Here is a 20,569-nt window from a genome sequence, read left to right as displayed (position 1 = left end):
TAGCGCTGAACTAACTGATCCTGGCAGCCCTGCGAGGTTCTTTTTGGACTGCCTGCTGTTGCTCTTTGTGTTCGCTTTGCACAACTCTGTTTACCAAAGCTTTCACTTGGCGTTCAACCCCTCCCCTTCCAAGCGAACTTTTTGTTGCCAAATCATTGAAGTCACTGAATGACTTAATCCTATCCAAGGCGGCAATTTGATCTTTGTTTAACAATTTACTGGCAAGCTCCTTTTTCTTATCCTCCGGGGCACTTTCTAAGTCTTTAGATGCTTGAAGGTGTTCCCGGTACTTCTGGGGTGTGACTTTATCCAAGTCCGCTGGCCAGTCTGCCTCACCTGGAGCAAAGACGGGGAATATGGCCTTACCGCCTGTAGCCTTAGCGGCTTCGTTCGCTTTGTCGCGCCCTGGATTAGTTCCCTGAGTAATCGCTTGGTGGCGGTCGTCATCTCCTAGGATTACTACTGGCTTTTCTGGATATTTGTTGTGTAATGCTGCCGCCACAGTAGGAAGGTTTCCAGAGTCAAAGGCAACAACAGTTGCAAAACCCAGTGATTCTGCGTTAGTTGCGGCTGTTGCATACCCTTCTGAGAGCACTAAGGCCGGCGCTTTTTCCAAGGCCTCTAGGCCGCCTATGACATGAAAACATCCCTCTTTTCGACTGTCCTTTGCAAATCTCTTAGTACCATCCTCATTGATGTATTGCATGGTCCACTGCTTACCACTTGTGTCATAGGCTGGTATATAGGTTTTCTTTTCGCTCTCATCAGTTAGTACGCCATTATGGAGCCCTACGCCTTTATTCTTTAAGTAAGTGGTTGGTTTTGTTGGGGGAGTCAATCCGGCTGCTTGGTTAACCACACTCTGAGAGGCAGCCTCCTGGGCGCGCTCTTGCTCTTTGGCTCTTGTTGCCAATTTTTCTGCAGCCTCAGCGTTAAGCTTGGCCTTCTGCTCCGGACTAAGTTCATAGCCTTTTGACTTCCACTTAATCTCAACACCCGTCCGATTATTTTTAATGTAGCCTGCGGGATGATCGTCAAGGTACGCCACATAGAATCCAGCCTTCTCGCCTTTCTTATCACCTTCCACGGGGATTCTGTGCTTCTTTCCATCCATGATAGGGTGATTGCCGCCATTCGGCACAACACAGCCCAGCGAGATTAGAGCTTGTTTAAACTCCTCTGTTGGAGTCATAGCCGGCCCCTGTTGGTTTGGAACATTCTCGGGTAACCAATGACTAAGCTTGCTCATATCAGAACTTGGGCCAACGTACCAAGATTTTGCATCTTTATCCCATTTTGCGCCTGCCGCTTTTGCCGCCCCGCGTTCTCCGTAAGGAACGGCAAGATACAACCGATCTGAAGCCTCATTCTTTTTCGGTTCCAGGGTGACTGATTGCTGATCTTTCTTTACTTGATTGGATGTCCACTTAGAGAAGGCAGAACTGTCTGCAGTAGGAGGAACATACCAGGAACGTTCCTGCCGATCCCACCGAGCACCTAGACTTTTTGCCTCGTCCTTTTCATTAAATGGAACGTTAATATAGGTGCGTTCTTTCTCCTTTCTAACTTCCAGATTTGTAGCATTTTGACGTTTATCTGACTCGTCATTCTTTACTGCCGCTTCAGCGGCGTTTGTATTTTTCTGGGCTTCGGATATATCAGCTTCCGTGCTGATAGGATCATTTTTCACCCGCTCTTCCTGGGCCTGGGCCAATTCAACAGCTTGTTGTTGTAGGTTGTTATGATTCTCCTCCACCTTAACCTCCTGAGATTGGTCTATCTCCTGGACCTGTTTTTGTTCAAACGAAAGAACAAATTCACTTATTTTTTCAGCCTCGGCAGCTGCCCTGAAAATTTCTAAAGGATCGTTTTCTAGAACCCTAACCCATGACTTTACATAAGCAGCGTGTTGGCCGGGATCTCTGCCAAGACTAAGCTCATCACCCAGTACCATGCTGGCGATTTCCGCTCTTAACTCTTCTTTGGCGTAACCTTCAGATCCAAAAGGATGTGATAAGTCACGATCAAGTCTTGAGGGGTGACCGGTCCAGTGGCCCAACTCGTGCAATGCTGTAGCATAGTATTTATCTGCAGAGGGGAACTGCGCCTTATCCGGCATATGAATACTGTCAGTTGAGGGCCTGTAGAACGGCATATCACTACCATGGCTGATTGATGCACCCGAGGCCTGCAAGATGTGATCTGCCCGCTCTATTGCATCCCAAGCTTGCTCCTTGCGTTCAATCTTAGGTAGCCCATCAATCTGCTCAGCATTGAAGACAGTTGCAAAGAAGACTCTAGGACGCTCAAGCTTCACAGTTTCTTTAACCGCTTTACCGCTGTCATCGAGCACAGGTTTACCATTGCCATCCAGCTTGTTTTGCTCCTCAGTAAATTTCCAATACTGTACAGCGGTTCCCGTCTCTCCTTTACGCACCTGAGCGCCTACTGATTTAGCCTGGTTATAAGTCATCCAACGTGAGTCCTCGCGCCCCTGCCCCATCAGATGAATAGCATTAATCCCTTTATATCTTTTTCCTGTTGTGGGGTTCACTGGAAGTATGCCTTGCCCTCCAGGTTCATACGGTCTTTGCCAAGGGGCGGTACCAGCCTTTAATTGCTCAATAAGGTTTTCTGCAACCGTTTCGTGGAACGGCTTTTTAGCTGCTGCCATTTCAATCCTCCTTGATATCTATTTCCGGCAGATCCAACGTGCTCTCTGTTGCATCTTCTTCACTTAAGGCATCTTCAACGAAAGCACCAACAAGCTCAGCTTCGACTGGATCAAACTCAACTTGGTAACCAGGCGTCATTGCATCAATATATTTATCCCGAATGGATTGAGCTGTATTTTCCTGGCCGTTAAATGTTATTTGCTCTTCTACTTCAGATAGATTCTGATTCTTGTCACTCATGGCGTTATTCCTTTTCGCTATTGGTGCGGCCTTTGGCATAGTTTGGCCGGCCTTTTATGTCTGGATAAGTTTGTTTGCAGGTAGGGAAGTTCGCGCAGCCCCACCAGAAGATGCCCTTTTTCTTTGTTGGTCTTCTGGAAAGGCCGGTTCCACAGGATTCACACTTGAACACTGCCGAGACAGGGGCAGCCTCTTTGCCTCCAGCTATAGTGACAGCCCCGTCATTCGCCTTGGTCACTTGGTCACGAATAAAAGCCTCTTGCTTGGCAATGAACGTAGCTAGGTCAGCTTTTCCCTGCTCGACGTTTTTCAGCATCCGCTCATAAAGAGCAGTCAAAATGGGACTCTTAACTACTTGCGGAAGTGCATCTATCGTGCTTCTACCTAGTTGGGTACTGATAATTTGCTTACCTTTAGCTTCTAGGAATTCTCGGCGCCTCAGTTCAGCAATAATTGATCCTCTGGTTGCAGAGGTTCCAATTCCATCCCCATCCCGCAACATTTTTTTATGCTCCGGTTCAGTAACAAAGCGGTGAATATTTTCCATGGCTTTAACTAAAGCCCCTTCCGTAAATCTGGCGGGCGGCTTAGTCTTGGAATCTCGTCTTTCAGCTTCAATACATGTAATGGAGTCGCCTTTTTTCATTTGTGGCAAGGACTGATTATCTTCTTGTGGACTATCATCTTCGTTATCATTATCAATGAACACTTCATGCCAGCCAGCACATGTCACCACCTTTCCGGTAGCAACAAATGTTTCGCCTTCTATGTCAGCAACAACTGAAGTGCTCATAAATTCATGCAGTGGGAAAAACTGGGCCACGTATGACCTAACAATAAGGTCGTAGATATTTTGTTCTCGCTGATTGAGCTTTGAAATATCGCCCTTTTGCATTGTGGGAATAATACCGTGGTGTGCTGTAACCTTTTTATCATTCCAGACCCTGGATTTAATTCGGACATCAGCACGATCAATGACTGAGCTCAGGCCAGGATTCACATGCTTAATTGCATTAAGAACCTGTGGAGCATCTAACAGCTGAGATTCAGGAAGGTAACCGCAATCAGTTCTCGGGTAAGAAGTTAGCTTGTGGGTTTCATAGAGGGACTGACAGATTTTTAATACATCTTCGGCACTATACCCAAACTTTTTTGAACCCATTGCTTGTATATCAGCCAAGCTAAAGGCCAAAGGATGATTTTGCTTTTTAGCCTCCTGCTGATGCTCAGCAATACAACCAGGCTTACCCTTTAGAGAATTTACAATTTCATTTGCAACAACTGTATCAACCAAACGACCCTCAGAATCCAGGCCTGCTTGATCCTCTTTAGGTTTCCAAGTGGCAGAGAATGTACCCTCGGAATGATTAATGTCAGCCCTTATTGAATGAAAAGGAATTGGTTTAAATGCTTCTATCTCGCGATCCCTCGAGACAACTAGTGCCAACGTAGGAGTTTGTACACGCCCAACTGTAAGCAAAGCCCTGGAACCACCTCGCTGTGCGCGTAACGTGTAGGCTCGGGAAAGGTTCATCCCAATCAGCCAATCTGCTTTACCACGCCCCTCTGCTGCGGCGGCAAATCCTGAGTAATCACGATTATCTTTCAAATCCCCAAGCGCACGCTTAACAGATGTAGAATCAAGAGCCTTGGCCCAATATCTTAAGACACGTTTTGTATTGCCAAAATATTCCAATAACTCATCAACTAGAAGTTGCCCTTCCCTATCAGGATCACCAGCATTTACTATTTCTTTCGCTTCCTTCAGAAGGCCTCCTATTACCTTAACCTGTTTCTTTGCGTCGTCTTTTGGCCGCATAATCCAAGCATCTGGGATAATTGGCAGCTCCTCCACACGCCAGATTTTCTTTCCATTTGCAGCCCTTGGAACATCATCAGGTGTGTATTCATCCGGTTCTGCTTGTTCGAGCATGTGGCCAAAACACCAAGTAACTTTGTTATTTCCACACTCTATAAAGCCATCACCTCTGCCCGTTGCTCCTAACGTCTCAGCAATCGCATTGGCAACAGATGGTTTTTCAGCAATAAATAATCTCATTAGGGAATCCCTCCTCTACCATATAAATACTGGTTTAATAACTGTCTCTACTTGCGACCGCTCTATAGGACCGAAGTAACGACCATCAAAAGAAATGGCACTAACATCAGACATTAGAAGTAACTCAGAATCTTCAAGCCTGTAATCAGTGATATAAAAATGGGGCAAGGGCCTCTTGGCTTTATCGGATTGCAATACTTTGCTGAGCTTCAATAGCTCACCGTTAACCGTGACACCTTCTGGCGTAATAGAAACAGAATCGCCTTTAGCGGCTAAAATGCGTTTCATCATGTACCCATAGCCGCCAGGACAATAACCGGCGCCAATGTATCCACGATCACGAGCCGTAGAAAACGCCGACGTGTCGGGTGGACAAAACAAAACGTAAGCCCCTTTGTGAATTGGCTCTTTGCTGACCCAATAGATGCCCAACGGGATACTTTTAGTGGTGTTTATGCGTACACCTGCAGCATAACAACCTGCTGCCAACAGCATCAGAAAGATACCCACCAGAGCAACAATTGAATAAAGGCGCTTCAATGCAAAGTACATCATATTGTTATCCTCTCTTCGTCATCCTGGACCACTCTTGTTTTGTCACTTACTGTGGGGTTAGGTACTGCTGCTCTAGCAGCAAAGACAGGATCTTTAAAAAAGAGAGGCTGCCGCCCGTAAATTGCTGGATAACCGGCGACATAAACAACCATATCGCCAGGCTCTTTAATCTGCTCCCCATCTTTCACTGGCCCCGGCATACGCAAACACTCGTCCGGAGTTAGTAATGGCCTTTGGACCTCTTGGATTGTGCTTGACACTTGGCCTAACATTGCAGATGTCCGGCGACCACTTACAGTTACTGCCTTTTTTTGCACTGTAGTGGTTCCGGTAAGCTTTGAGAGGTGTTCTGCTGTCTCCACGCGATTGGGTGGGTAGGCGTTTTGAACATGGCAATTTGAGGTTATAACCTCATCAGGGCCATAACCAAGCTCCCTGCTTTTTAGCTGGTTAATATCCTGGCAGATCAGATAAAACTTGAGTCCGTAACCTGCAACAAAGGCAAGCGACTCTTGAACAATTTCGAGTTTTCCCAAGCTCGGGAACTCATCAAACATCCCTAGCAAGCGATGTTTGTATCCCTTCTTGGATCGAACATAGGTTTCAGCGACCTGAGGGAATCCCAATTTAGATAAGAATTTCCGCCACGGCGGCATCTCTTTAAGAGCACGCTCAAACTCGATCTTGTCCGCCAGAAGCCGCACAATCATATTAACCAACAGCCTAACTAAAGGCCGCATCCGAGCTTTGGCGGTTGGCTGGGTCACAATGTAGAGGCTCACAGGATCGTCATCATTCATAAGATCCTTAATGCGAAACTCTGATTTACTGATGTTATGAGATACAACAGGGTCACGATACAAAGAGAGGTGAGACTTTGCTGTAGACAATACAGAGCCCCCCTCTTCATCGGGTCTATCCATCATATCCCTGGCTGACGCGCCCACAGTGGGATGGTTATGCCCATCAACATGAGCATAGGTCGCCATTTCCATCCACAACTCACCCACGTCTCTATCGGGATCAGCCAGAACACGGTCAACTTCTGGCAGTGAAGCAGGGGTTCCTTCATGTTTAGCTTTATACAAAACATGAAGTATTACGCCTGTTAATAGGGAAAATGCGGTTTTATCCCAGTGGGAGTCCAGGCCTTTTCCTGCAGGATCGACTATAAGGGTGGCTAGGTCCTGGACATCCCCAACCTCATGTTCTGTACCAAGCCTAATTTCATCCAATGGATTCCAGCGCACACTACCGTTTAAAGCAGCCGGCTCAAATCTCACCACTTTATTTTTAGCGTGTTTTTTTCGCCAGCCTGCAGTAAGAGCCCACAGCTCCCCCTTAAGATCAGTAATCACGCAACTTGCAGGCCAAGAAAGTAAGGTAGGAATAACAAGGCCAACACCTTTACCTGATCGCGTGGGGGCGTAAGTTAAGACGTGTTCAGGGCCGTTGTGCCTGAGATAGTGGAAATTACCGCTCTTGTCCTCCCAGCCACCAACATAGACACCTTCAGATGCTGGGCGATCTTTACCTGTTACTATCTCCAGCGTTGTTCTTTTTCTAGGTAATAGCCCTGCTGAAATAATATCTAGCATGTTTGCCCATCTAGCAGATCCATGTAGATACTCGTTCGGCTGAGTGGAGTTGGCAGCTACAACCTTCGCAATAGCCACCCCCAACAGCCCAACAGTGGATACCATCATACCCAAGCTGCCAGCCTGCATGAATTCATCGGGATAGTGACTAAACCAATCATTGGACCATCGTAAAATGGACCAAGGTGTATAGAGGTGATTTAGATTGCTCCCAAGGGTCTCTTGGTAATTGAATTTATATGCGAAGAATTGAGTTGCCGCTTGCAAGCCAGCGACCAGTGAAGCCCCTCCTAGTAGAGGCAACACCTTGCTTTTTTTGGTTTTCTTAGCCCTAACTTGCGGGCCAACTGCATTATTAAACTTAGCGTTCATCTGCTCTTTCCTTTCGACTTCCTAATCGATCCAAACGGGGTGACAGAAACGGGCTCTCCAATACGTACACGCTTTAAGCGATTAGCGGTTGATTGGTCTATCGGTTGAACCAAGATTTCGTCATCTCGCTGCAGAAGGGCTAATGCTTGGCCCTCCACATTTCTGGTACCGGCATAAAAAAGCGCACCATTATTTCCATTATAACGGGAATGCTTCGGTATATCGAAACCTTTCAAACGCTTACTTTCCCGTTCAGATATGTATTTATCAGCAGCCGCCAACTGCTCCGACTTCAATCCTGGCCTAGAAACACCCCGTCGCATCCTGTTATCTGGTTTGGCTCCTGACTGCTCCAAGTCACGAGAAACATTACCCGGCAATAGCATTTCACCTCCTCTGGAGAGGTGAACCACACCGAGTGAGGACAGCTCTCGCAAACGGTTTTGGCTTTCGGGCGGCGGGACATGTCCAATCCGGCCAACGTTGGGCTTATTGTTACCGCTGGAGTTGCCACTGGCGGCTGCTGAGTCTCTGGAACGCCCTCTATCTCTGACGCCTGGGACTCCAACCCGGTTTGTTCCTGGTTCGTGCTGCTTGGTAGTTCCTCGTCCAGCGCTGCCAATGCCTCCTCTATCAGTTCGTCCTCTGTCTTTTCGTGTAGATCGCTCATTCAAAATCTCCTTTCTATTTTCATTAAGCTGAAGCCTCCGGCGCTCTAATCCGGGGTCAGTAAAATTTATTGGTAATTGTGAAATAACGGCTGCCTGAATTACTTTGGCTTTAAATGTTGCAGAACCTTCAACAGTAATCTGACTGCCATAACGGTTTAGGGCTGCCTGCAGGGCCATCTGAACTGTAGGTAGCGAAACATCCCCAGAAACCTGAAGTTTCTTACCGTCGTCACGTATGGAGCCCTCGCCGGATGATCGATAGATCACGGTTCCTTTTTTGGTGATGTTATCTTTGCGGCCTATGTCGCTTCGGCTGAATTTTTCAGCCCCGCTCAACGTATTTCCTTTAAGCTCTTGTGCCGCTTCTCTGGCTCTAAGTGCATCCAGGGCAACGCTATTCCCTTCCATTGCTTTTTTCTTTAGCCAGTCAGCCCAAGCCCTGCGACGGTATTTGTCATTTAATACCTGTCGTTCCTTTTGACATTGTTTATTGATAGATTGGATCTCTGTTTTTAGAGCCCTGTGCGCCTGAGCATATAAAAGCTTTTTAGATAGCGGGCTCCCCCCCATCAACTTGATAGCAGCTCTTCGTAGCTTATTGCTCCGTTTGATTGCGTCTATTTGCCGACTTTTCTTACCTCTCAGGGCATCCAACTCAACAGCTTTGGCTTTAATCTGTTGCTGCTGATCAGCTTTGTACATGGCGTACAATTCGGACGTGTTTACTCTGAATTTAACGGGCTGTTTATTGTAGCTACGCTTCTTCTTCCCTTGGGGGCGCGCCGTGCCTTCTGCAGGAAATGGACCTAGCCGATTTTCCAGGCTCGGCTTGGAAAGATCACGAGCAACTGTACTGGCTTTAACAAAAACCCCATCATCTGACTCAATAACAAAGCCGTTACCTTTCTTTTGTAGGTGCAATCCGTTGCTTTGCATCACTTCATTCAGTTCAGACCAGGACTGAGCCTCTTTCATATCAGCCAGACATTCGCGCCTAATCCAACTCACAAGGCTTTCTATTCCTGAATGCCTTTCCATGTCAGCTGCCCGCCCCTCGGACAAGGACCGACCGCTATGATGATTGTCAGTTTCTAGGCCATACTCCTTTTCTAAGAGAGAGCAAAGCTCCCCAAGAGCCCTATAGGATTGGTAAGGATCATGAATAGTGTTTCTGACTGGGTGAATTTTGTTTATAGCAATGTGAATATGCAGGTTGTCAGTGTCATGATGCACAACACTAACTCTCTGATGCTCTCCGTACCCAAGGCCAGCACAAATCCTCTCTTCTATCGCGTTTATGGTTGTTTCGTCCGGGGACTCCCCCGCCCTAAAGCTAACAAGCAGGTGAAAGGTCTTGTCGCTTTCTGCACGTGTATTTTGCTGCTGAGTTGCAAGCACCTCACTAACAACAGCTTTCATGGTGTCCGCTTCACAATTGCTCACACGGATTTGGCCCACCCTTTCTGACTTCCCCTGCTCATCTGTGAGGTATTTAACCAGTCCAGCAAAGTCAGACTTACCTACCGTGCGCATGGGCACATGTTTGGCGATCAAACGACACCCCCGGACGTTTTAGCCGCTAAAATCATTGGTCAGCCCTCGGCATCACTACAGACATCATCAGGCTTGCCATTTCCTCTTGGGTAGACTCAATCCTGGCAAGCACTGCCTTTATTGTGGGCTCACCAATGTGAGCAGTTCTTTCGTCATTCGTAAGCCAAAGCTTTAGCAACCCCCCAAGCCTCCCCAGATCACCGTTTATCCTTGCGAGTTCGCGCACTTGATCACAATCAACAACGCCTTTTATGTGATACCCCATCCCTACCTCTCGAAGGTAGCTAGCGGCACTCATGCCGGCGCGCTTTGCCTGGGCTTCAATTTCTGCTTTTTCTTCAGGAAGGCAATACACCTTTATTGGTGGACTCGACTTCCTGGTGATTCTTTTTTCTGTCATCTCGATTCCCATACCCGGATGTATATCGGGCCGGCGGTAGCCGGCAGCCTCGCAGAGCAGGATGCCCGTTGAGTACGATAGTGCGAATAAGGCAAGCGAAGTTGGAACACCGATTCATCGGTGGGCCTACTTCGCCCATCCTGCCCGCCTTACGGCATTAATAACGCCATAAAAAGTGTACAACACCTTTTTCGATTTAACCGCTATTTTTACACAAAAACAGCGTGGTCCTGCAAAGGATATAGCGGATTTTGTTAAAACAGGCCTATAATAGGCCTGTAGTGACTATTGATTGCGCTAAATAAGCGCATTTACAGCGGTAAAATGATTTATAGGAAAGTGCTAAATTAGCGTTTCACATGATTGCTACGGATCGGAGAGATGGCGAAAAGGTATACAGAAGAACTGGCCGACTGGGTAAAAAAGCGAGATGCCACTAAACGCCAAGATAAAAACGTTGTGGCGTTTTTGGCTGTACGCGGCGACGTTAAGGATGCGATAGAGGCAGGGTACTCTATCAAGACAATTTGGGAGCATTTACGGGAGCTTGGGAAGATCCCCTACAGATATGAAACATTCTTGAAGCATGTCCGCAAACACATAAAGGATGAACCGGAAGTGAAGCAAACAACCTTAAGCGTAAGCGCGAGGGATGAAAAAGGGAGTCGCCAGAAGCTGCAACAGAGCACACCAAAGAAACAGGATAAACCGGCCAGCATTGGCAAGTTTGATTTCAACGCCACACCAAATAAAGAGGACTTAATCTAATGTCGAAAATACATATCGTTTTGCAGGGAAAAGGTGGAGTAGGCAAGTCTGTAATAGCTGCCATGATTGCACAATACAAAGTTAGTAAAGGCCAGGCTCCTTTGTGCATCGATACAGACCCAGTTAACGCAACGTTTGAAGGCTATAAAAGCCTGGATGTCCGCCGGCTAAACATCATGGACGGGGACGAAATCAACACTAGGAACTTTGACGAACTTATAGAGCTTATTGCCCCCAGTGAAAGTGATGTAATCATAGACAATGGAGCAAGCTCATTTGTCCCGCTGTCACACTACTTGATTTCAAATGAAGTGCCAGCCCTCCTGGAGGGTATGGGGCATCAAATGGTTGTCCATACTGTTATCACAGGCGGGCAAGCTTTATTGGATACAGTAAACGGGTTTGCGCAGCTGGCAACTCAGTTCCCTGTAGAATGTCTTTTTGTTGTATGGCTCAATCCATACTGGGGAGCGATTGAACACCAGGGGAAAGGATTTGAGCAAATGAAAGCTTACACAGGGAACAAGGACAGAGTATCTGCAGTCATTCCAATTCCGGACCTAAAAGAAGAGACCTATGGAAGGGATCTCTCAGAAATGCTGCAAGCACGAAAAACGTTTGACGAAGCAATAAACGATGGATCACTAACCATCATGACCCGTCAGAGATTGAAAATAGTAAAAACTCAAATTTTCGGGCAAATGGAAAGTGCAGCGGTGCTTTAATGACGGACAAAATTGAAGAAACTATTAAGGAGATCGCTGCCAAACATGGCATTGCAGTTGGCCGGGACGATCCAATATTGATCCTTCAAACCATCAATGAGCGCTTGATGAAAGACAGCGCCTCTGCCCAGGAGGAAATTCTAGCTCGCTACAAAAGTGAGCTAGAAGAAATATCACACAGATGGGGGGAGGACGCTAAAAGCAAAGCGGAAAGGACTTTAAACGCTGCGTTATCGGCTGGAAGGGAGGCGATGACCAAAACCATGCAGGAAAGCGCTGCATTAACGGCATCTGGTATGCGAAAGGAAATGGAAAGCGTTATTGAGAACCTTTTGCGAACCCCCATCAAAGAGGCTCGCACGGTGGCTAAGATGAATATCATAGCGGCCTGTATGACGGTCTTTGCAGCCGGCCTTGCTCTGTGGTCAACATTGTGAAAAAAAGCCCGTTATAGTCGAGCTTGTAACAATGCTCATAAATCAGGACTACTCAGTTTCTGGGCATGAGTATGCCCCGGTTGCTGAGTAGACTTTTTCTGCTCTTGGTTTTGTCTCTTTAATAAAGCCTGATGCCGGCGGAGAGATTCCCTCATAAAGTCCCAATCAGATGCCAACTCTGGATTTTGACTGCGCATCTTTCGTGTTGCTAGCTCCTCAATTTTAGGACTGTAAAGCCCCATCCCTTCCTTAATCTCGCGAACATGGTCTAGCCTATTGTGCAACACTTGGATTCTTGAGCGCTGCTGAACCTGCCTAGACTGCCAGGCCCTCCTCGAGGCCGGAAGTGAAAGAACTCCTGGAGGCCTCGCTTGCAAGTGTTGCAGTGCGGACTGCTGCCTATTTATCAACGCCATGATACGACTTTCAATTTTATCAACTTGATCGTTTTTAGACTGTACATATACGGCCAGAGTCTCCCTATAAGTAGCCTCCAATGAGGAAGCACTTAGCAAAGACTCCTGCTCAGCCTCTAGGCCTTCTGCAGTTGTTAATAGATTTAAGCCTTCACTATGTGGGCCTTTGGATGTTGCACGCAACCTATCCAATGGTCTTTTAGATGTGTCAATTCTCGTCATTGAGGGCTCCCTTTTAGCGGCTAAAACTAACGGGAGCGCCCACGAGTATGTGTTATTGAGTTTGACGATACCTGGGCTTTCCCCTGGCTATCATATGTGATACTCGTTGCGCCCCCCACAGGGGGTACTATATCGAAATCAGATCGCGAGTGCATGACATAGGTTTTACCTTTTTGCTGGTATATAAACTTGTTGTCTGCATGCACAATAACGCCGTCATGACGTTGAGATTTATCAGGCTTCTGAGCGGTGTACAAGTTGTAAATACCGGGCTTTAGTCCACTGGCTTTATCTACCTTTTGGCTTGCCCATGCGCCCTTATGGTCGTCCTGGACAATGCGTTGTCCGTTCATCACTAATAAGCGTTGTCTCATTAGCGGCGCTCCTCACTTGGCTATCTACTGTTCTTTAATTGATTATGGACCCCAAGCACAAAAAAGCCGGCCTCAACACATTGAGGACGGCGACACGATTACTGCTTGGGTTTGGCCGGGATTGTTAAGGCTTTGCAATTATATTAGTAGGGTAGTCCTTGCGCGTCATTATTTTCGTATTATTTGGTATATTTTCTTGTTTTGCTTGAATTTTCCCCAAAAAAAAGATGGGGTTTGGGAAAATATAACCAATTTTCGACAGGCTAGTTTTTTGAATGGCGGGATTGTTGAGAGGAAAGGTGAAGCAAAGAGAGGGGGATTGCCTCCCCCTCTCTATCAGCTCCTGGATAATACGGATTCCAGCAGCTCACTTGCAGCAGCTGTGTTCCCCTCTATCGTGTGCATAAAGGTTCTCAGCAAAATTTCTCTTAACGACATAATAAGCCGACACCGATGATTGTAGACAAGGGTCTCAGCATTCCTGGAAGCGGCAGTACGATCTTTATCTGGCGCAGTTGAAAAAAACCTTGTTTCCAGTGCGAAGTCTACAAAATCCCTAAGAGCTGTTGCTCTTATCTCTGAATCATGTAGATCTAGGATGTCCTTCGGTTCTTGTTGTAGTTCAAGATAATCATGCAGAGCTGCAACGAAATTGGTTGGTGTCATAGATAGCCTCTCTTTCATTTCCTTTGAAAGGAAGATATTACACCGTGACCGGTCACGCTTCAATCATCTTGGAGACGTTTATTTTTCAGCTTCTTCTCAAGCGCCCTAATGTCTGGCCAATCATCTGGATGAGCCCATACGTCACGCCTAGTAAACCCTAAATCCTTCATTCTGATGCGCTCATTCTTCTTGCGCTGATTAGCTGTAGGGTCTTTTATTTCCTTTGTCATATTCACCTGTTGCGTTTGGGTTACAGGTGAACTTTACCAAAATTCAGCGAGCGCGGCTTTATTGATCGTCAACACAAAAAAACCCCGCTTAGCGGGGCTTGATGATCTGAGGTGGTTCTTAATCGAATAGCTCACTTATCTGCTCATCGCTGAACTCATGAAGAAGTATTAAATCATCCAGTTCAGACTCATCCTCAAGGTTCTGAAATGCCCCATCTCCCCATCGAATTTGAACCTCTGAAAAAGCCGGACTGTATTCAAAAATGCAATAACTTGGTTTTTCAAGCTTCCACACGATCGCTATTGAACTTCGTGGTTTAACTAATGCGAGGCATGTGAAAGGGCCGAATTGTTTACTTAGCTTTTCTGCTGCTGATGCCATTCAAATTACCCCTCCAGGAGCGCAACCAATCGGACCTCATTAAGGTCACACTCAACTTCGTGTCCATCATCGTCGTATTTTATCCATGCCCAGCCTTCAGCAGATGGGCGTCGTTTTAGAACTAAACGGGCCTGTCTATCGTCATGCAACACTAGAACAATGGCGCTCTTTAATTTGTCAGGGTCAGGCTCTTTTTTTTCCGCCTTGGTTGTTTGACTTGATTCCTCTTCGTCTCTTTCAGCGTCAGTTTTACCTGTGAACGCATCAATAGTGTTAGGATCTCTATCGTCGTCTTCTGAATGCCTGCGCTTATCCTCCAAATACTCGCGGAGAAGCTTCACAGAGCCTCTGGTAAGCTCTTGGTCCTCGTCATCAAGCCATGCCTCCACTTCATCTGGATTCTTCTTGTGGACCCTCACAAGCTCATTGACAACCGTTACGTCACTAGCCCGCCCCAAATTAAAAGCTTCTGCAATGACATCAGGCAAATCTAACAACGTTACATGTTGCGTCACATATGCCGGGGATTTACCTATCAATTCAGCAATATCCTTTTTCTTTATGCCGGCAGCCAACTTACGCCCAATGTAATCCGCAATTTCACGTGGTGTTAGTGCGTCCCTTTGCAGATTTTCTATAACTTGATCTTCTTCCTGGTAGTCATTATCAACAAAACCTGGAATTGTTTGTTTTTCTGCGATTATTGATGACCTATATCTGCGGGCTCCATGGTTTATTATGAAGCGCCCAGGAACATCCAAATTATCGCGTACAGAAATAGGCGATTTAACACCGCGTCGCCTAATAGTTACCGCTAATTCCTCCAAGCTTTCTTTGGAAAAGCCCGGATTGTCCTCTTTGCGGGGTTGCTCTGGATCTTCATCGATCAAATCAATAGGGATTTCCATTGGCCCTTGGTTGGCGGCCTCCACTGCTGAAACCGATGGGTCATCTAAAAGACCCGAAAGATCCCCTATACTGTCCAGGCCCAACCCTGACGCTTCATTTTTCTTTACGCTTTCAGCACTCATGATGCGGTGATCTCCATCTTTTTAAATACGAGGTCAGCCAATGCACGCACTTCTTTTGCTGCTTTTCTGGCTGCAGTCTTTTTTATTTCCCAGACAGGCACTCCAGATGCCAGCGCATCCGCAATACTGCTCCGAAGCCCAATACTGGTAGGGATAATCAGTTGTGGATAAGCTGCCTGTAACTGCTCAAGATGTCGCCCATGACGGGGATTCCTGCTATCTACTTTGCTTGGCACCATTCCGAGAAACTTCAGCTTTGGGTTCACTCTCCTGACGTTTGCAATGGCAGCATTCATCTTCTTGATCCCTTGGATTGAATAGGCTTCCAGCTCTATAGGTGACAACACATAGTCAGCTGAATAAAGAGCGGCGGCGAGAGCTACCCCTAGGGAAGGAGCTGTATCGATCACGCAGAGGTCAAAGCCTTGCTGTTTCAGGTTATCCATAGCCGCCCGGAATGCCTTACCAGCTTCAGCAAGAGACATGGATTCAAGATTTGCTAACCCTGAATCAGACTCAATAAGAGCTAATCCGGGAGTTTCTGCACCGTTTACAACATTGACAGGCCCGCCATTAAAGAAACTACTTGCAAAGACCCCTGAAGCATATTTCTTGAGGGTATGAGAGCCATTTCCCTGTGTGTCTAGATCTATGAACACAACCTTTAATCCGCGCTCAAAAGAATCAAACGTCAGATGGACACCGGTTGAGGTTTTACCCACGCCCCCTTTCTGATTCCCTATGACCAATATTTTCATGAGCTTTTTCCTGTTTTTTCCTGGCGTCCTCCGCCCATTTCTTGACGATGAAGGCTTGATGCTCTGGCAATACCGCTGTTACCCGCTCGTACCCACTCGGCGCCCTTTGCTTCTCCTCGTGGACATCCCAAACCCTTTTGACAGCTTGCCACACTGCCCCTTTTGTAATACCCAGCTGAGCCACAAATTCGGCTTGAGGTCTCCCCTCCACCAAAACTCCATAAGCTATATCCAGCGTTTGTTGACCCACATTCAGGCCAACTACTGCCGCCTTGAATTGGGAATCTGTAAGCCGCTTCTTCATGGATTACACCCATAATTTCTCCACACCCTAACCATTGAACACAGACGGTGACAGCCGCCAAACCATAAAACACAGTATAGCTATACTTTTAAACCAAATCAACTTTAGCGGCTAAAATATTCAGATGCCTTTAGGCTTATGAATGGACACTATATATGTCAGCGCTGTCAATATGGCGAAGTGTAAAAGGAACGTCCAGCCGGCATTAATGCCTGGCGTGTTCCAGTGATAAATGGCTCTAATACCCTGAAAGAATACGTCTATTGAAATAATCCACTTTAGAACAGGCCACACCAGAACCAAAGCAACCCACACCCAGCGCCACAGTATTAGAAATGGTTTGCTACTTTTAGATGAAGGGGCGCTCTCCCTATTTTCTTCTGGAGCAACGCCTGAAGGCGGCACCGGATTAACCGGGCCACCATTTGGAAACTTGTAAATTTTTGTCATATTCTTGACCCCCTAACCGCTCCATGTTCCAATTTCAGTTGCTCGTTCGGGTCCACACCCTAGAGCACTGGCTTGGTGTGACAGCGCTAGGCCAAGCGCCCCGGCATTAAACCGGGGCGATTTCTTCTAGCTTGCGCCTGCCAAACCTTTCCGGCCTTGATTGCATCTACGTTTTGCATCCTCTATATCGTCATTAGACCAGCACCCTCTTATTTCACCCTCAAGCATACAGCTAGCAAGGTAAGCTTTATGACGCAAATCACCTGCTCTACTTGAAAGTTCGCTAGCTTTACGTGAAAGTGAATCAGCCTCTGCGAGCAACAGTGAAATCATGTCACGACTAAACGGAAAGTCAGTTGTAGAAACATCAGGCAATAAATCAATCCAGCTCAAAATATTTTCATTCATCGTAGTTTTTTCTCGGTCTCGACCATGGCGGAATACCCGGCCTTCAAAAAACATAATAGGACAAAATGCCCTATATGACAACCGATTATTTTCGATATAGCGAATTATATTTTAGCCGCTAAATTTCTTGTTCTTTTCCATCCTCCCAAATTTCGCCAAGGCCTGCAAAGTTGCACAATAGCGCCCAAGCGGCATAGGGGATAGCACTATCCTCCCCCACCCAGCGCCTTACTGTCCTATCCCCTTTCTTTCCGAGCCCTAATTTCCTGGCAGCCCCGCTGCCTGTGAGACCTGCAATGTGCAGAACCTCCCGGATTTCTTCGCCCGTAGGTTGTTCCCAGCTTTCCGCCGGCATCAAACATTCTTTTCTAATAGTCGGATTACTCATCAAGATTTTATCCCCCCTCTATATCTGGGCGTAATTGATCATAACTGTAGAGTGTACGTACCTGACTAGGGTCGTGCTGTACAACCTGCTTACCATTCCTGTTTCGCCTATAAGTTGGCTTCCGATCATCAGATACCCATGCCTGCCTAGATTTAGGGCAGAGTTCCCGAATAATTACGAATTTCCCAACATCTTTTTCAAAACAATGGTGATGAACACTAATCAACTGACACCGCTGACCTGGATAGAAAATATTTTCCTTCTTGGTGTCTATTTCCAAGGCGGCAGCCACATCACTCCCAATAGCTTTTTGGGGTTGTCGCTTTTTTGATTTTCCAACCTGGCGTGTAATTAGCTTTTTCCTATCCTTCTGTATTTTTGCCTTGGCCTCATCAGCCCACTTTCTAGCCAAAAAGGCCTTTTGTGAAGGTAGAATAACGTCAACCAAAACATACCCTGGTGGGATTTCTTCTTTAGCTGAATTCCTCTCTGGAGGAGGGTCTAATAACGACAGCCACTCTGGCAATTTCTCCTTTGATAATTTGTTACTGTACTTTTCATCAATCTCGCATGTCTTTTCATTCAGGAAATACTCCATGATTTCCCTAGCGGCTTCATCAACGCCGATCCCCAATATCATCTCGTTGAAATGAGACCTATATCCTGTTTGAGATATAAAGGGCTTGTTTAGATCAACAGCATGAAACTGGAAATGTACCATTGTCCCTATATAGCCGTGTCGAACTATAACCCAAGCCCGGATGTTATTTACTTCAATTGCAAATTCTCCAGACTGTCCCCATTTGGGGACGCTTCCTGATGAGGCCCTACAGTGGCGTTCAATGACGTACCCGGGGGCATCATCATCTTTCTTGCAGCCAAAAAATGTGCCGCCATTCATCTTCCAGATAACTGCATTATATTTATCAACTGCGGCTATAACTTTGGCCTCATTTTCCGATATAACCGCATTGTGTAGTTCATTCACTGACATAATAGCGGTCTCTAAGAGGCCGCATTCAGAGTCAGGCAAATCGACCGCTAAATGTTTGGCTAAATCTTCTCGTTCCATAGTATTCACCAGAAAAAAGCCCTGGTAGTTATTCCAGGGCTTTTCTTAATTAATCAGTCAATTGCCCGCATAATCGAGCTAGATTCATAGTGTGTCTTGGCATAGTCACGCAGCAAGTAATAGCGATCATTCAAGGCTGTTATCTGCTGAATTATTTCCCGATCCTTTTTACTACGTTCGTATATTTCAAAAATAAGGTGGTTCACTCCGAACAAGGTTGACACGATCCCGGCGGCATCAGGGGAAAGTGACCCTTCAAAATAATTCCCAGGATTAGATATCAAGACTGGTCCTCTAATTCTCGGCGCCAGATAAAACCCTCCGTTAGATAACTCATAGAATGACCAACTGACGCTTTTGAACTTATTGTATTGACTGCTATAACCGCTATAGCTGTCACACAAGTGCTTCATCCAATTGCAAATAAGGTTTTGGCCCGGAATAACTAATCGAGACCCGAAAAACTTGAATAGGAAGTCTAAACGTTCGCTTTCTGAAACTAAGCGGGGGGAAATGGTTAAATCAATAGCAGTGCTCATCGTAGTTTCCTCGGTTTTGACCATGGTGAAGTACCCGGCCTTAAATAAAGATAATAGGGCATTTTGCCCTAGTTTGCAAGCGTTTCATTGACATTTGAGGGGCATACTCTGAGGCTTGCGCCCCTTCTTTTGGAGTTAAAACATTCTCTTTGCGTGCATTTCGGAGTTTAGGGGTTCTATTAGCTGCTAAGCGGTGATGGACTAAAAGGGGAGTCCAGAGGGGCACCCTCTGGGCATAGCGCAGCGTAAGCGCACGTTCTAATATGGGGTGAGGTTGTGAAACAACCGAGGGGCAGCGCCCCTGGGGGGATGGGAGGCCGCGAGCGGCCGGGTGGGGTTGAGAAGGGGGACCTCCCCCTTCGGCGGCCGACATGTTTTGAGTTGACCTGCCTGCACTTGGTCAAATAATGCACAGCCGGTTAAAATAAAAGGGTTATTTTGGTTTAAAAAGAGGGTTAAGAGCAGGTTATAGATGGCTGTAAACGCTTCTAAAGTCATGAAATACAACGAATTTGCTAACCTGGGCAGCCCCTCAAGTGTCAGTAATAACGCCCCTCAAGTGTCAAGGGTGCGCCCTTCAAGTGTCTAGCATTGCGCCCCTCAAGTGTCAGGCCTCTGGCCCTTTAAATGTCAATAGTTAGGGGGTGTTATTCACAGTTTTATCCACTAAATCTGTGGATAACTAAAGGAAAGAAGGGGTTTAAACTCCAGGGAAGTATGAAAAATGGTCTAGGCCCCTCAAGTGTCAATATTTTTGCTCGGTCTATTATGCCCTTGTCTCCACATATGCCCCTCAAGTGTCAATGAACGCCCCTCAAGTGTCATTCCTTTTGGAGTTATACCATGACTATTCCACTCCAAAATGGCTGGCTTTAGCTTTGAACTGCAATCCAATATTTACTATATCTTGTGTACCGCGGCAGCTGGATCAGCACAACATATAGTATTGCGCCCCTCAAGTGTCAGGTGTTCGCCCTCATCTCTTTAACCCTGTATGTTTAGACAGTATAATTTTACGCATGGTTACTTTGCGGATAAGAGAACCCGTACACGGATTGATTGAAGACCTGGACAAAGGGGAGGGTGTCCCTGTTTTATTGAAGAATGGGGATAATCGTCACATTGCTTATGCCGGCACGATAGCGATAGATAAAGCTAGGCATCTCAATGCAAAGTGGGTGGGGTAGTGACCGGGTAGCTGCGATAACCGCCAACTTTTACGCGGCCACTTCAATGGGCAGTCTCGTGTTCATATCCAGCTCAAATATCCCATAG

General features: G+C 46.5%; 23 protein-coding genes. 3 read left to right on the top strand and 20 right to left on the bottom strand.

Translation table 11 applies throughout. The annotated features are described in order from the left end of the window. Positions 1-10: 10 nt before the first annotated feature. The 7 genes from F566_RS0104880 to traJ are packed head-to-tail and all read right to left on the bottom strand — an operon-like array spanning position 11 to position 10,124. Entirely contained in the window at positions 11-2,674 is a 2,664-nt protein-coding gene (locus F566_RS0104880; RefSeq protein WP_020405856.1) for a zincin-like metallopeptidase domain-containing protein, read from the bottom strand. A gap of 1 nt (position 2,675) precedes the next feature. Further along, entirely contained in the window at positions 2,676-2,915 is a 240-nt protein-coding gene (locus F566_RS0104875; protein WP_020405855.1) for a hypothetical protein, read from the bottom strand. Positions 2,916-2,919: 4 nt separating this feature from the next. Further along, positions 2,920-4,974: a DNA topoisomerase III gene (locus tag F566_RS0104870; RefSeq protein ID WP_020405854.1), complete on the bottom strand. Its 2,055-nt coding sequence runs from the start codon at positions 4,972-4,974 to the stop codon at positions 2,920-2,922. 15 nt (positions 4,975-4,989) lie between these two features. Continuing rightward, positions 4,990-5,529 (bottom strand): conjugative transfer signal peptidase TraF, encoded by a 540-nt coding sequence (traF, locus tag F566_RS0104865; RefSeq protein WP_020405853.1) that lies wholly within the window; start codon positions 5,527-5,529, stop codon positions 4,990-4,992. After that, on the bottom strand, positions 5,526-7,499 hold the full coding sequence (locus tag F566_RS0104860; RefSeq protein ID WP_020405852.1) for a type IV secretory system conjugative DNA transfer family protein: 1,974 nt from the start codon (positions 7,497-7,499) through the stop codon (positions 5,526-5,528). Before F566_RS0104860 ends, traF begins: the two co-directional genes overlap by 4 nt. Next, positions 7,496-9,724 carry a TraI/MobA(P) family conjugative relaxase gene (gene traI / locus F566_RS0104855; protein ID WP_026179765.1) on the bottom strand — a complete coding sequence of 743 codons (2,229 nt, stop codon included), beginning with the start codon at positions 9,722-9,724 and terminating at the stop codon, positions 7,496-7,498. Before traI ends, F566_RS0104860 begins: the two co-directional genes overlap by 4 nt. Positions 9,725-9,755: 31 nt before the next feature. Beyond that, positions 9,756-10,124: a conjugal transfer transcriptional regulator TraJ gene (gene traJ / locus F566_RS0104850; protein ID WP_020405850.1), complete on the bottom strand. Its 369-nt coding sequence runs from the start codon at positions 10,122-10,124 to the stop codon at positions 9,756-9,758. A gap of 381 nt (positions 10,125-10,505) precedes the next feature. On the opposite strand from traJ, the gene F566_RS0104845 reads away from it, so the two are divergent. Genes F566_RS0104845 through F566_RS0104835 form a run of 3 tightly spaced genes read left to right on the top strand, consistent with a single transcriptional unit; the run spans position 10,506 to position 12,054 of the window. Next, on the top strand, positions 10,506-10,892 hold the full coding sequence (locus F566_RS0104845) for a TraK family protein (RefSeq protein ID WP_020405849.1): 387 nt from the start codon (positions 10,506-10,508) through the stop codon (positions 10,890-10,892). Next, positions 10,892-11,617, top strand: coding sequence for a nucleotide-binding protein (locus tag F566_RS0104840; protein ID WP_020405848.1), 726 nt, complete (start codon positions 10,892-10,894; stop codon positions 11,615-11,617). The genes F566_RS0104845 and F566_RS0104840 overlap by 1 nt, the downstream gene beginning before the upstream one ends. Next, positions 11,617-12,054 carry a hypothetical protein gene (locus tag F566_RS0104835; protein WP_020405847.1) on the top strand — a complete coding sequence of 146 codons (438 nt, stop codon included), beginning with the start codon at positions 11,617-11,619 and terminating at the stop codon, positions 12,052-12,054. Before F566_RS0104840 ends, F566_RS0104835 begins: the two co-directional genes overlap by 1 nt. Positions 12,055-12,089: 35 nt before the next feature. On the opposite strand, the gene F566_RS0104830 is transcribed toward F566_RS0104835, so the two are convergent. From F566_RS0104830 to F566_RS0104775, 13 genes are all read right to left on the bottom strand, one after another. Then, positions 12,090-12,692, bottom strand: coding sequence for an IncP plasmid survival protein KfrC family protein (locus F566_RS0104830; RefSeq protein WP_020405846.1), 603 nt, complete (start codon positions 12,690-12,692; stop codon positions 12,090-12,092). A 26-nt stretch (positions 12,693-12,718) separates the two neighbouring features. After that, a complete protein-coding gene (gene kfrB, locus F566_RS0104825) occupies positions 12,719-13,066 on the bottom strand; it encodes an IncP plasmid survival protein KfrB (protein WP_020405845.1) in 348 nt (115 codons plus the stop codon). Positions 13,067-13,402: 336 nt separating this feature from the next. Next, complete coding sequence (locus F566_RS0104820) at positions 13,403-13,732, bottom strand: hypothetical protein (RefSeq protein ID WP_026179764.1); 330 nt, start codon at positions 13,730-13,732, stop codon at positions 13,403-13,405. A 59-nt stretch (positions 13,733-13,791) separates the two neighbouring features. Next, a complete protein-coding gene (locus F566_RS36790; protein ID WP_020405843.1) occupies positions 13,792-13,962 on the bottom strand; it encodes a hypothetical protein in 171 nt (56 codons plus the stop codon). Between the two features lie 118 nt (positions 13,963-14,080). Then, a complete protein-coding gene (locus F566_RS0104810) occupies positions 14,081-14,344 on the bottom strand; it encodes a hypothetical protein (protein WP_020405842.1) in 264 nt (87 codons plus the stop codon). A 5-nt stretch (positions 14,345-14,349) separates the two neighbouring features. Then, a complete protein-coding gene (locus F566_RS0104805; protein ID WP_020405841.1) occupies positions 14,350-15,375 on the bottom strand; it encodes a ParB/RepB/Spo0J family partition protein in 1,026 nt (341 codons plus the stop codon). Further along, positions 15,372-16,133: a ParA family protein gene (locus tag F566_RS0104800; protein WP_026179763.1), complete on the bottom strand. Its 762-nt coding sequence runs from the start codon at positions 16,131-16,133 to the stop codon at positions 15,372-15,374. Before F566_RS0104800 ends, F566_RS0104805 begins: the two co-directional genes overlap by 4 nt. Next, the gene (locus F566_RS0104795; RefSeq protein ID WP_020405839.1) at positions 16,090-16,437 is read right to left on the bottom strand and encodes a TrfB-related DNA-binding protein; all 348 of its coding nucleotides are present in this window, start codon (positions 16,435-16,437) and stop codon (positions 16,090-16,092) included. The genes F566_RS0104800 and F566_RS0104795 overlap by 44 nt, the downstream gene beginning before the upstream one ends. Positions 16,438-16,557: 120 nt before the next feature. Further along, positions 16,558-16,887 (bottom strand): KleE stable inheritance protein, encoded by a 330-nt coding sequence (gene kleE, locus F566_RS0104790; protein WP_020405838.1) that lies wholly within the window; start codon positions 16,885-16,887, stop codon positions 16,558-16,560. A gap of 126 nt (positions 16,888-17,013) precedes the next feature. After that, the gene (kleA, locus tag F566_RS36185; protein ID WP_020405837.1) at positions 17,014-17,295 is read right to left on the bottom strand and encodes a stable inheritance protein KleA; all 282 of its coding nucleotides are present in this window, start codon (positions 17,293-17,295) and stop codon (positions 17,014-17,016) included. A 118-nt stretch (positions 17,296-17,413) separates the two neighbouring features. After that, positions 17,414-17,683 carry a helix-turn-helix domain-containing protein gene (locus F566_RS0104785; protein ID WP_033415821.1) on the bottom strand — a complete coding sequence of 90 codons (270 nt, stop codon included), beginning with the start codon at positions 17,681-17,683 and terminating at the stop codon, positions 17,414-17,416. A 7-nt stretch (positions 17,684-17,690) separates the two neighbouring features. Further along, a complete protein-coding gene (locus F566_RS0104780) occupies positions 17,691-18,755 on the bottom strand; it encodes a hypothetical protein (RefSeq protein WP_020405835.1) in 1,065 nt (354 codons plus the stop codon). 53 nt (positions 18,756-18,808) lie between these two features. Further along, positions 18,809-19,294, bottom strand: a complete 486-nt coding sequence (locus F566_RS0104775; protein ID WP_020405834.1) for an antirestriction protein — start codon at positions 19,292-19,294, stop codon at positions 18,809-18,811. Positions 19,295-20,569 lie beyond the last annotated feature (1,275 nt).

It is taken from the genome of Hahella ganghwensis DSM 17046, from assembly GCF_000376785.1.
In the GTDB taxonomy this organism is placed as follows: domain Bacteria; phylum Pseudomonadota; class Gammaproteobacteria; order Pseudomonadales; family Oleiphilaceae; genus Hahella; species Hahella ganghwensis.
The sequence above is the reverse complement of the archived record's forward strand: the minus strand, read 5'-3'. Positions and strand labels throughout refer to the sequence as shown.

Coding starts and splice junctions, on each gene's coding strand:
- F566_RS0104880 (WP_020405856.1), bottom strand. CDS start 2,674: ATGGCAGCAGCTAAAAAGCCGTTCCACGAAACGGTTGCAGAAAACCTT.
- F566_RS0104875 (WP_020405855.1), bottom strand. CDS start 2,915: ATGAGTGACAAGAATCAGAATCTATCTGAAGTAGAAGAGCAAATAACA.
- F566_RS0104870 (WP_020405854.1), bottom strand. CDS start 4,974: ATGAGATTATTTATTGCTGAAAAACCATCTGTTGCCAATGCGATTGCT.
- traF (WP_020405853.1), bottom strand. CDS start 5,529: ATGATGTACTTTGCATTGAAGCGCCTTTATTCAATTGTTGCTCTGGTG.
- F566_RS0104860 (WP_020405852.1), bottom strand. CDS start 7,499: ATGAACGCTAAGTTTAATAATGCAGTTGGCCCGCAAGTTAGGGCTAAG.
- traJ (WP_020405850.1), bottom strand. CDS start 10,124: ATGACAGAAAAAAGAATCACCAGGAAGTCGAGTCCACCAATAAAGGTG.
- F566_RS0104845 (WP_020405849.1), top strand. CDS start 10,506: ATGGCGAAAAGGTATACAGAAGAACTGGCCGACTGGGTAAAAAAGCGA.
- F566_RS0104840 (WP_020405848.1), top strand. CDS start 10,892: ATGTCGAAAATACATATCGTTTTGCAGGGAAAAGGTGGAGTAGGCAAG.
- F566_RS0104835 (WP_020405847.1), top strand. CDS start 11,617: ATGACGGACAAAATTGAAGAAACTATTAAGGAGATCGCTGCCAAACAT.
- F566_RS0104830 (WP_020405846.1), bottom strand. CDS start 12,692: ATGACGAGAATTGACACATCTAAAAGACCATTGGATAGGTTGCGTGCA.
- kfrB (WP_020405845.1), bottom strand. CDS start 13,066: ATGAGACAACGCTTATTAGTGATGAACGGACAACGCATTGTCCAGGAC.
- F566_RS0104820 (WP_026179764.1), bottom strand. CDS start 13,732: ATGACACCAACCAATTTCGTTGCAGCTCTGCATGATTATCTTGAACTA.
- F566_RS36790 (WP_020405843.1), bottom strand. CDS start 13,962: ATGACAAAGGAAATAAAAGACCCTACAGCTAATCAGCGCAAGAAGAAT.
- F566_RS0104810 (WP_020405842.1), bottom strand. CDS start 14,344: ATGGCATCAGCAGCAGAAAAGCTAAGTAAACAATTCGGCCCTTTCACA.
- F566_RS0104805 (WP_020405841.1), bottom strand. CDS start 15,375: ATGAGTGCTGAAAGCGTAAAGAAAAATGAAGCGTCAGGGTTGGGCCTG.
- F566_RS0104800 (WP_026179763.1), bottom strand. CDS start 16,133: ATGAAAATATTGGTCATAGGGAATCAGAAAGGGGGCGTGGGTAAAACC.
- F566_RS0104795 (WP_020405839.1), bottom strand. CDS start 16,437: ATGAAGAAGCGGCTTACAGATTCCCAATTCAAGGCGGCAGTAGTTGGC.
- kleE (WP_020405838.1), bottom strand. CDS start 16,887: ATGACAAAAATTTACAAGTTTCCAAATGGTGGCCCGGTTAATCCGGTG.
- kleA (WP_020405837.1), bottom strand. CDS start 17,295: ATGAATGAAAATATTTTGAGCTGGATTGATTTATTGCCTGATGTTTCT.
- F566_RS0104785 (WP_033415821.1), bottom strand. CDS start 17,683: ATGAGTAATCCGACTATTAGAAAAGAATGTTTGATGCCGGCGGAAAGC.
- F566_RS0104780 (WP_020405835.1), bottom strand. CDS start 18,755: ATGGAACGAGAAGATTTAGCCAAACATTTAGCGGTCGATTTGCCTGAC.
- F566_RS0104775 (WP_020405834.1), bottom strand. CDS start 19,294: ATGAGCACTGCTATTGATTTAACCATTTCCCCCCGCTTAGTTTCAGAA.